Source organism: Rhodoferax sp. (assembly GCF_028688795.1).
GTDB lineage: Bacteria > Pseudomonadota > Gammaproteobacteria > Burkholderiales > Burkholderiaceae_C > Rhodoferax.
Genome location: NZ_JAQTXM010000002.1, coordinates 157109 through 166391, shown reverse-complemented (window position 1 = coordinate 166391; position 9283 = coordinate 157109). Strand labels below are relative to the sequence as shown.

Sequence of the window (9283 nt, the reverse complement as noted above, 5' to 3'; positions counted from 1 at the left end):
GCGACGAATTCGCTGCACCACACCAACAGCCGGCAGCGAACGATGCGCCGTGCTACCGCTAACCTTTTGCTCAGTCACGCCGGAATCCTCAAGTTGGACCTAGAACCAAAATTGATGCCGTTGTCTTTACGCCGAAGCCCCAGTGCCAGCAATAAACCTAACGTGACACTGAAAAAATCACCTATCAATGCGTCATAAAGCGATGAATTGAACATGCACCCCACCACCATGACGGCAACAACTGACAGCGTGGCACGTCGGACGGGTACCTCAAAGTGCAGGGCGTCACGAACCAAAGCGGCAATAAAAATGAGCAACAGCATCATTCCGCCAATGCCGAGCTCAACGGCCCACAACAGAAATTCTTGGTGCGGGTTGCTACTCGGCGAGTTACCAAACACCCGGTTGGCAGCTTCGCCTTCAATGCGCTTGACTGATTGGGTCCAACTGCCAACACCATGGCCGGTCAAAGGCTGCTCGGCGATGGCTTGTAGCGATCGTCGCCAAGCATGCAGACGAAACCCTGATGAACTGGCATTGTCGCCTTGTGTACTGTAGTTATGGCTTTCGCTCATGATCTGCGTCACTTTGCTTTGAAATTTGACAGATCCGACATACATGGCGATGCCAATCAGTGTTGGTGTCAAGACCAAGATTGCCACACGCCACTTTTGTGGAATTTCCCACATCACGGCCAGTGTGAGTACAGCCAAGGTCGAAAGGTAACCAGTTTTCCCTTCCTGTAAAAACAAATTGTTGGTGATGGCGCCAACAGCCAGCGCGATTGCCAACCAACTGGCCGCCTTCCAATACTGACGCAAGTGCCAGAACACGGCAGCAGCTGCAGAAAAAATTAGGGTTTGATCAAGGTATGTGGAATAGACCACGTATTGCATCTGTGGCGTTAGTGCGCTGGTTGCCCATGGCACGCGAAACCCAGAGGCCATGACCCAGGAACTCAGAATAAAAATTGCCTGACTGGCAAAGAACGCAAGCAATGCCATACGTGCCTCGCGCGCATTTCGAATCAAAATGACTAGCATGGCAATTTCAATGAGCTTGCTGTGTTTTGTGAAGGCCAGAAGCGCGATGTCGGGCGGTGCCTCGCTCCATATCAGGCTCAGCGCAAAGGCGCTCAGGATGAATAAGATGATGCGCGCAGACCAGAGTTCGCTAACCACCGCATCAGACACGCCACGCAGTAAAAGGAAAGCAAGGTATGTCAGGCAGCCGATAAACAGAGCCAGTTTGCCAAGGCTGATCCATGCCATAGGCAAACTGACAGACACGGCCACGAGGCAAATAACGAAAAGTCGAAGGCCTGTGGCCGTGCGAGTCAAAGTGAGCATAGATTTGATTTGGAACGATGCGACTTTACAGCACGGCGGTAGTGCCTTGCGTTGTCTCCAAGCTCATCTATGATTGTCAGCCAAATTGCACTTTTCACTTCAGCACATGCTTCTGTCCGTCATCGTCATCACCCATAATGAGCAAGCCAATATTGGCGATTGTCTCAAGCGCCTTGACTTTGCTGATGAAATCATCGTGGTTGACTCTGCCAGCACGGACCAAACGGCAGAAATTGCGCGTGCGTTGGGCGCTAAAGTGCACGTGACCGAAGATTGGCCGGGTTTCGGTCCGCAAAAAAACCGGGCGCTTGCGTTGGCCCAAGGCCAATGGGTGTTGTCCGTGGATGCAGACGAGCGCGTCGATGGCGCGTTAAGGGCGGAGATCATGCATGCGATATCGCGTGAGTCTGGGCCAACTGCTTATCGTTTTCCGAGGCGCTCCAGGTATTGTGGGCAGTTCATGAATCACTCGGGGTGGTCGCCGGATTGGGTTGTTCGCTTGTTTCGACGAGGTAATACCCAATTTTCTGATGACCTGGTTCACGAGAAATTGGTGGTGCAAGGCGCGGTTGGCGCTTTGAATTCACCGTTATTACATTTGAGTTTCCCCGACTTTGAATCTGTGCTGGACAAGGTCAACCGGTATTCCACTGCAGGTGCACAAGCCATGCATATGAAGGGCAAAGGTGCCACGCTTTACGGCGCCATTGGTCATGGCTTTTGGGCGTTTTTTAGAACTTATGTTTTGCGCCTTGGATTTTTGGACGGCCAGTTAGGCTTGGCCTTGGCCATCTCCAATGCCGAGGGCACCTATTACCGCTACGCCAAGCGTTGGCTGATGACCCGTAATGCGGCGGAACTCTGAGCATGCGGATCAAAACCTCCATTGTGGTGCTGACCTACAACCGGGTCGATGCGTTGCTTCAGGTGCTTAGGGCTTTGGTGCCGCAGTGTGACGAGCGACATGAAATTTTGATTGCCGATGACGGCTCCAGCGTAAAAGCGGTTGAGTTCCTTCGGACGAATTTACCGACATTTCGCTGTGCTGTGAAGCACGTCTGGCATCCTGACCGAGGGTTCACTGCGTCACGGGCACGGAACCTTGGCGCAATGTCAAGCGTTGGCAACTACCTTGTGTTTCTGGACGGTGATTGCGTTCCCAATCCAAGGTTCGTCATGGCACATGAGGCGCTTGCGGAAAAAGGTTGTTTTGTCAATGGCAACCGGGTTTTGCTCAGTGAAAGCTTGACGCTACAAGTTACTTCCGGACAAGTCGATTTGACAAGCGCTATTTTTATGGACTGGCTTGCCTGGCGACTCAGGGGTGACATCAACAAATTGGCTCACTTGGTCTATTGGCCGAAGGCGCCCGGCAGGTGCCAAGAGAAATTTCGCTGGAAACAAATTCGAAGTTGTAACTTTGCACTTTGGAAAGATGACTTTTTGGCTGTTAATGGCTTCGATGAGTCATTTGAAGGTTGGGGTCATGAAGACGCCGATTTGGTTTTGCGTCTGCATCACTTAGGCCTGTGTCGAAAAAATGGGTTTTTCAGCACAGAGGTTTATCATCTATGGCATCGGCAAAACAGTAGATCGAGTGAAGATGTCAATCATCAGCGTGTCATAAAGCGCATGCAAACGGACATTGTCAGTGCTGAAAAAGGCCTTGGCGATAATTTATGCGCTAATGAAGTTGTCGTAACCCCTTTGAATTGACCAACCTTCCACCGTGTAAAAATTAATTAATGATGCGAGTTTTTTTAAAAATTTATATCTGCGGCCTTTTTGCGCTGTTTGCTCAAACTAGTTTTGCCCAGTTCCGAATCGAAGTCACCGGCGTTGGCCTGACTCAGGTCCCCGTCACTGTGGCACCATTTCGTGGTCAGGACGCCCTGAGTCAAAAAATTTCCGATATCGCTTTGGCGGACTTGGAACGCAGTGGACAGTTTCGCTCTGTCAAAGCCCCTTCTGGCATGTTTGATGAAACGATCAAACCTGAGCTTTCTGCACTTCGTCAAGCCGGCGCAGATGCGCTGGCCTCTGGCAGCGTCACCAAGCTCGCAGATGGCCGTTTTGATGTTCGTTTTCGGCTTTGGGACGTGGTCAAGGGGCAAGACCTGGGAGGGCAAACTTTTGTCGTCGCAACATCAGACCTCCGCTTGGCCGCGCATCGTGTGGCCGACTATATTTACGAAAAATTGACGGGTGACAAAGGTGTTTTTTCGACACGCATTGCTTATGTGACCAAGTCTGCTCAGCGTTATCAGTTGTGGGTGGCAGATGCGGATGGTGAAAGCGCACAATCTGCGCTGGCCAGCCCCGAGCCCATTATTTCTCCGGCTTGGTCGCCAGACGGTAACCAGTTGGCCTACGTGTCATTTGAATCGCGCAAACCCGTGGTTTATGTGCACAACGTGAGTTCCGGCAAACGCAGGTTGATTGCGAACTTTAAGGGTTCTAACAGTGCGCCAGCGTGGTCGCCGGACGGCAAAACTTTGGCGGTAACTTTGAGTCGTGATGGCGGCTCACAATTGTTTCTTCTTAACGCATCAGGTGGTGAACCGCGCCGATTGATTCAGTCGAGCAGCATTGACACTGAGCCCGTTTTTTCGCCGGATGGACAAAGTATTTACTTTGTCAGTGATCGTGGGGGTTCGCCACAAATTTACAAAGTTTCGGTGACTGGTCAAAGTGTTGAGCGTGTCACATTCGTTGGCTCTTACAACATTTCTCCAGCCATCAGTGCGGACGGTCGTTGGATGGCCTATATTTCCAGAACTGGTGGTGCTTTCAAGTTGCAGGTGATGGAATTGGCGGGTGGGAGTGTGAAGGCCATCACTGACACCACGGCTGATGAAAGTCCAAGTTTTTCACCCAATGGTAAATTGCTGGTTTACGCCACCCAGCAACAGGGTCGGGAAGCGTTAATGACCAGCACGCTCGACGGCAAGGTCAAGGCGCGACTGAACGGACAAAATGGTGATATTCGTGAGCCCGATTGGGGCCCTTTTTATAAACAGTGAATGCTAAGGTTTTGAAATGAAAAACATTTTTTTGATTTTTTGTACGGTTGTTTTGTTGTCGGCCTGCGGGTCAACTGTGCCGTTGGGTGACGTGCCTGTCACCGATGCCGCTCCAAAGACGGTCTTTGGTACAGATGGGGGCGCGAATGGCGCTGGGGTCAAAGGCAGCGGTGTCGCCGCAGTTGATTTGGGTTCTGGTTCAGCATCGGCCATCGCGCCATCTGAGCCTCGAGTGGTGTATTTCGATTACGACAGCTATGTCATCAAGCCGGACTTTCAATCCGTGATTGCGGCGCATGCACGGTTTGTCAAAGCACATCCTGAGCGAAAACTGGCGATTGAAGGCCATACGGATGAAACAGGGGGGCGAGAGTACAACTTGGCGTTGGGTCAAAAACGCGCCGACGCTGTGCGTGATGCGCTTGCCATTCTTGGGGTTTCGCAAACCCAAATGGAATCAGTGAGTTTTGGCAAGGAAAAACCAGCCGTTGCAGGTAACGACGAAGCCGCTTTTTCCAAGAACCGCAGGGCTGAGATTCGCTACCAATGAAGTCAATGCAGCCCACCACCGTGAATTTATATAGGGCTTCCGCCGTCATTCTGTCGGGACTTTTGACCGTTACAGGGGCTGGCGCGGCCTTGTTTGAAGATGACGAAGCGCGTCAGGCCATTCTGGATTTACGTCAGCGCGTAGAGGCTGTTCGCGTAGAGGTTGATTCGTCACGCAAAGCGGCATCTGACGACAACATGTCGCTTGGCAAAAGTTTGCTGGATTTGCAGCGCCAAATTGAGCTCCTGAAAACAGAGTTGTCTGGCGTCCGCGGTACCAATGAGCAACTCATGCGCGAACTCGCCAATGTGCAGCGGATTCAAAAAGATCAAGTGCAAGTGGTTAGTGAACGGCTGTCAAAATTTGAGCCTATCAACGTAAAGCTTGATGGCGTTGAGTTTGTGGCTGAACCTGCTGAAAAACGAGATTTTGATGCTGCGCTTGCAGTGTTTCGCAAAGGTGACTTTTCAGCAGCGCAAAACCTGTTTGCCGGATTTTTGAATCGATACACATCCAGCGGCTACACGGAATCAGGTTTGTTTTGGCTGGGTAATGCGCAGTACGCCACTCGCGGTTACAAAGAAGCCATTGTGAATTTTCGCGCGCTTGTTGCCAAGAACCCTGAGCATATGCGTGCGCCGGAAGCCGTATTGTCAATTGCCAATTGCCAATTGGAGCTTAAAGATGCCAAAAGTGCGCGCAAGACTTTTTCTGATCTCATCAAAGCCTATCCTCAATCTGAGGCTGCAGTTGCAGCCAAAGAGCGCTTGTCAACGTTGAAATGATCATGCTTTCCATGGTCTTTTGTTGCCAATGAGCGATGATCGCCGATTTGGTGGTGTTGAACGCCTGTTTGGACTTGATGGTGCACAACGTATTCGTGATGCCCATGTGGCAGTTGTTGGCATCGGGGGGGTGGGCTCTTGGGTGGCTGAATCACTGGCCCGTAGTGGTGTAGGGCAATTAACTCTGATTGATTTTGACCAAGTGGCGGAGTCAAACATCAATCGCCAGATTCACGCAACCGAGGCTAGTCTTGGTTTGGCCAAGATACATGCCATGCGTGAGCGGATTCATTCCTTTTTCCCCCAGTGCAATGTCACTTGTCTTGAGGAATTTGCTGAGCCTGACAATTGGCCAAGCATGTTGCCAGCGGGTGTGAATGCAGTGGTGGACGCCTGTGACCAAACCAGTGCCAAAACCGCTATCGCTGCATGGGCCATCAGATCCAAAGGCATTCACGTGGCAGTGGGTGCTGCTGGTGGTAAACGGCACGCCCAGTTGGTGACAGTGGCAGACATGGTTGAGGTTACACATGACCCGTTGCTGGCCAAAGTGCGCTATCAGTTGCGAAAAGAACACGCAGCGCCCCGTGAGGGTAAAAAAATGGGCGTGACATGTGTCTTCAGTCGTGAGCTTGTCGCGCCACCCGATGCTTCTTGTGGGATTTTCGGTGATGGGTCGCTCAATTGCCATGGCTTTGGCTCATTGGTAACAGTCACCGCTACCTTTGGTCAGTGTGCCGCGGGTGTTATTTTGAATAAATTGGCAGCAGATTGCTAGGGAATGGGATTAAATTGTTTATAATTTAGAGCTGCCAAACATGAAGTGATTGGCAGAAATGGGATGTTAGCTCAGTTGGTAGAGCAGCGGACTTTTAATCCGTTTGTCGTGGGTTCGACCCCCGCACATCCCACCAGTACAAGCCTTACGGCACAAGGAAAGCCTGCTATTTAAATGATAGTGGGCTTTTTTCATTGCTGGCGCTGGTGACAGTCTGGTGACAGTTTTAGCCTTGATGCCCATACTTATGCACAGGGCAGGGTGGGCTAAAAATAAACGAAAACTCTCAATAGAAGATTTTCTTGAACCGACAAAAGCGTGTGTGAGTTCTGACACTTATCGCGCATCGGCTGACAGTGACCGATTTAACCGACATAACCGATTGCGTAACGGTCACAATGTGAGACACCTAACGTGTCCTGATGGGGTGGCGCATGAATGTCGAAGATTTGGCTAAAGAAGTTGCAGAGTTAACCGCTACTGTCGAGGCGTTGTTTGGACTCGTTATGGCGCAAAAAACTTTGAACGAGTCTATGGGCAGGTTCATCAAGGCGCAAGCTGGGACGTTGGCTGGTCGAACCGCTGTCTCAGAAGCGTTGGTAACGACATTTCTATTAAATAACCCCATAAAACATGAAGTGTTCATCTCTGCTTTGAACGGTCGAGTCTCGGATGTCGAGGGTACTTTGGATGCCGAGTCCCTCCATAATTTCCATACAACCATTGGTAACATAAGGGCATGGGTTGAGGCTGTGAAGTAAGGTCAAGGCGCAGAGTACTGGATGGCTGGCGCTTAAACTGGCGCAAAGAAGCACTTAAATGCAAGCACTGCGGGAGCAAATTGCCAGCTTCGCCCGCACGATGATGCCGCTACCCCTACAAATGTTTTTTAGTCGATGATGAAGTCCATCACGCTCGTGATGGTGCCTCGGTGTACGGCAATAGCGCCTTCGCAGCGCCCAGCCGAACAGTCATCTGGATGCCGTCATGCCGCATCACGGCCAGTAAGAAGTCCAGCGGGTCGGTGCAGTGGGGAATTGACCTTGCAGCAGCGTTTGATGCGACTGTGCGTCGATTTAAAGCGCCACGGGGTCTGCCTGCGCCGGGTCGGTAGCCACCATGCGTAGTTTTAGCCATCTTGATTAATCCTCAATAGGGGTTTTATTCTGCGCGTGCGGTATAGCGTGGTTTCTGATGTCTGTGTTTGCTATAGTTTTGATAGCCCCGGTGGGGTCACTCGATTTCACTCAGGCGTGATTCAAGTTCAGAGACACGCGCCAGCAGAGCATCGATGTCGTCTTGCATGGCGGCATTTTCATCAATGCGTTGCTGTTCCAACTGGCGCAGGTACTCAACCACGGCATTGTGCTTTTGGGTTAACTCTGCGACGGTCATGCTAAGAGCTCGTTGTCGAAGCTGGCACCATCCCAAGGTCGACCAATGGCAGCAGCACTGGCAGCGCCAGCACCACGCGATGACGCAGTTTCAGCCTTTAGTCTGCTCTGCTGGGTCAGGCGCATGGAACGGGCAAACATGGCAATTTTTGCTGATTCGCCCGCTGCCAGCTTGGTTAACTTGTCAAACTCGGGGAGGTCATCCAGCGGGTCAAGACCAGACAATGCGGCTTCAATTTGCGCAGCGCGTGCGACATGGCCGCAATATGCTGTCAGCATGGGAATCTGCTCTGCTGCAAACCAGTCGTCTGGCAGGTTGTCGACGGTCTGATGCCAGACAAACTGCTGCGCCATGCTCAGTGCAGCAGGTGGCTGAAGCCGTAGTTTGTTGAGGTCAGCCATTGCTCTGAAATGCGTCAATTTGGGTTGTTTATAGGTCTTCATAATGTGGAATTTGTCCATGTTGGTTAGAGTGAACCTGACTAGATGGTTTACGGCATGACGTGCTATAGTTTTGATAGCCCCGTGGGGTGGGGCTATCGATCCATGCTTTAGCCCTGCATCGACTCCAGACCGTCAGCCCAAACAGCAAGTGCATCAGGGTTGGCAATCACATAGATGTCTCGCTCGTTCTGCCCGGTGGCGAAGCCTGAGCGTGAAAGGTCGTCACACAGAGCATTCATTGCTTTGTCGGCTTCCAACAGTTCACGCGCTGCGCTCAGGCTGCGCTTGATGGCTTTCTTCACATCGGCTTGCGTCATGCGCTCGATGGTCAACTTGTCGCGCATACGACCGACTTGGTGGTGTGCTTCAGGCAGGCCACGCGCTACCGCATCAAGGGCTTGCTTGGTCGCAATGTGCGCCTGTTGCAGTGCCTTCAAATCCGCATCGCGGGTTTCGGTGGCAGGGTTGCCGTTCAGCGCCTGCATCGCCTTGTCGAATGCTGACTTTTGACTTTGCGTCGGCTGAGTCCATTGCCCAAGCGCAACGCGCTGTGTGCCTTCCAGCGCCCGCAGTTCGTCAACCTTGGCGTGAAGCGCTTGTTCGGTATCAAAAGCGGTGCGGTAGATGGTGTTTTCGTAGATGCTGTTCATGATGGTGTGTCCTTAAAAGTTAAAGTGAAGTTGCGTTGAGTTGTGCGACACGAAGGCGGCGAACGGTGTCGGCTTCGGGTGCGTGGTCGGCAATGGATGCCGATAACTTGGTTTGCCGTAGTCGTTCGTTTTGAACGATGCGAACACGGTCGGCATGGATGCGTGTGCTGTTGGCAGCAAGTGCAGCCATGAATTTGAGTTCAGGTGATGCGCCGGGTTTGGTTGACATCTGCGTCAACACGCTGGCCGGCACGCCCATGATTTGATTTGCTTGGTACATAAAAAGTCCTTTAAAAAGTGATGGTGTGAA

General features: G+C 51.7%; 13 protein-coding genes and 1 tRNA gene. 8 read left to right on the top strand and 6 right to left on the bottom strand.

Annotated features, from left to right (window positions below):
• Positions 1 to 74: 74 nt before the first annotated feature.
• On the bottom strand, positions 75 to 1271 hold the full coding sequence (locus PHQ58_RS02460) for an O-antigen ligase family protein (RefSeq protein WP_300106380.1): 1197 nt from the start codon (positions 1269 to 1271) through the stop codon (positions 75 to 77).
• A gap of 184 nt (positions 1272 to 1455) precedes the next feature.
• Here PHQ58_RS02460 and PHQ58_RS02455 point away from each other — a divergent pair, with 184 nt between their 5' ends.
• From PHQ58_RS02455 to PHQ58_RS02420, 8 genes are all read left to right on the top strand, one after another.
• Positions 1456 to 2214, top strand: coding sequence for a glycosyltransferase family 2 protein (locus tag PHQ58_RS02455; protein ID WP_300106376.1), 759 nt, complete (start codon positions 1456 to 1458; stop codon positions 2212 to 2214).
• Between the two features lie 2 nt (positions 2215 to 2216).
• Positions 2217 to 3065: a glycosyltransferase gene (locus PHQ58_RS02450; RefSeq protein WP_300106373.1), complete on the top strand. Its 849-nt coding sequence runs from the start codon at positions 2217 to 2219 to the stop codon at positions 3063 to 3065.
• Positions 3066 to 3094: 29 nt separating this feature from the next.
• A complete protein-coding gene (tolB, locus tag PHQ58_RS02445; RefSeq protein ID WP_300106370.1) occupies positions 3095 to 4372 on the top strand; it encodes a Tol-Pal system beta propeller repeat protein TolB in 1278 nt (425 codons plus the stop codon).
• Positions 4373 to 4388: 16 nt separating this feature from the next.
• On the top strand, positions 4389 to 4922 hold the full coding sequence (gene pal / locus PHQ58_RS02440) for a peptidoglycan-associated lipoprotein Pal (RefSeq protein WP_300106368.1): 534 nt from the start codon (positions 4389 to 4391) through the stop codon (positions 4920 to 4922).
• Between the two features lie 5 nt (positions 4923 to 4927).
• Positions 4928 to 5707, top strand: coding sequence for a tol-pal system protein YbgF (gene ybgF / locus PHQ58_RS02435; RefSeq protein ID WP_300106365.1), 780 nt, complete (start codon positions 4928 to 4930; stop codon positions 5705 to 5707).
• A 28-nt stretch (positions 5708 to 5735) separates the two neighbouring features.
• A complete protein-coding gene (locus PHQ58_RS02430) occupies positions 5736 to 6485 on the top strand; it encodes a tRNA threonylcarbamoyladenosine dehydratase (RefSeq protein WP_300106361.1) in 750 nt (249 codons plus the stop codon).
• A gap of 60 nt (positions 6486 to 6545) precedes the next feature.
• Positions 6546 to 6621 (top strand) — tRNA-Lys (locus PHQ58_RS02425).
• A gap of 298 nt (positions 6622 to 6919) precedes the next feature.
• A complete protein-coding gene (locus PHQ58_RS02420) occupies positions 6920 to 7246 on the top strand; it encodes a hypothetical protein (RefSeq protein WP_300106358.1) in 327 nt (108 codons plus the stop codon).
• 148 nt (positions 7247 to 7394) lie between these two features.
• Here PHQ58_RS02420 and PHQ58_RS02415 read toward each other — a convergent pair whose 3' ends face one another.
• The 5 genes from PHQ58_RS02415 to PHQ58_RS02395 form a co-directional block, all read right to left on the bottom strand.
• Positions 7395 to 7622: a hypothetical protein gene (locus PHQ58_RS02415; RefSeq protein WP_300106355.1), complete on the bottom strand. Its 228-nt coding sequence runs from the start codon at positions 7620 to 7622 to the stop codon at positions 7395 to 7397.
• A 96-nt stretch (positions 7623 to 7718) separates the two neighbouring features.
• Positions 7719 to 7880, bottom strand: coding sequence for a hypothetical protein (locus tag PHQ58_RS02410; protein WP_300106352.1), 162 nt, complete (start codon positions 7878 to 7880; stop codon positions 7719 to 7721).
• Positions 7877 to 8323: a hypothetical protein gene (locus PHQ58_RS02405; protein ID WP_300106349.1), complete on the bottom strand. Its 447-nt coding sequence runs from the start codon at positions 8321 to 8323 to the stop codon at positions 7877 to 7879. Before PHQ58_RS02405 ends, PHQ58_RS02410 begins: the two co-directional genes overlap by 4 nt.
• A gap of 107 nt (positions 8324 to 8430) precedes the next feature.
• The gene (locus PHQ58_RS02400; protein ID WP_300106346.1) at positions 8431 to 8973 is read right to left on the bottom strand and encodes a hypothetical protein; all 543 of its coding nucleotides are present in this window, start codon (positions 8971 to 8973) and stop codon (positions 8431 to 8433) included.
• Positions 8974 to 8992: 19 nt separating this feature from the next.
• Positions 8993 to 9253 (bottom strand): hypothetical protein, encoded by a 261-nt coding sequence (locus PHQ58_RS02395; RefSeq protein WP_300106344.1) that lies wholly within the window; start codon positions 9251 to 9253, stop codon positions 8993 to 8995.
• Between the last annotated feature and the right edge of the window lie 30 nt (positions 9254 to 9283).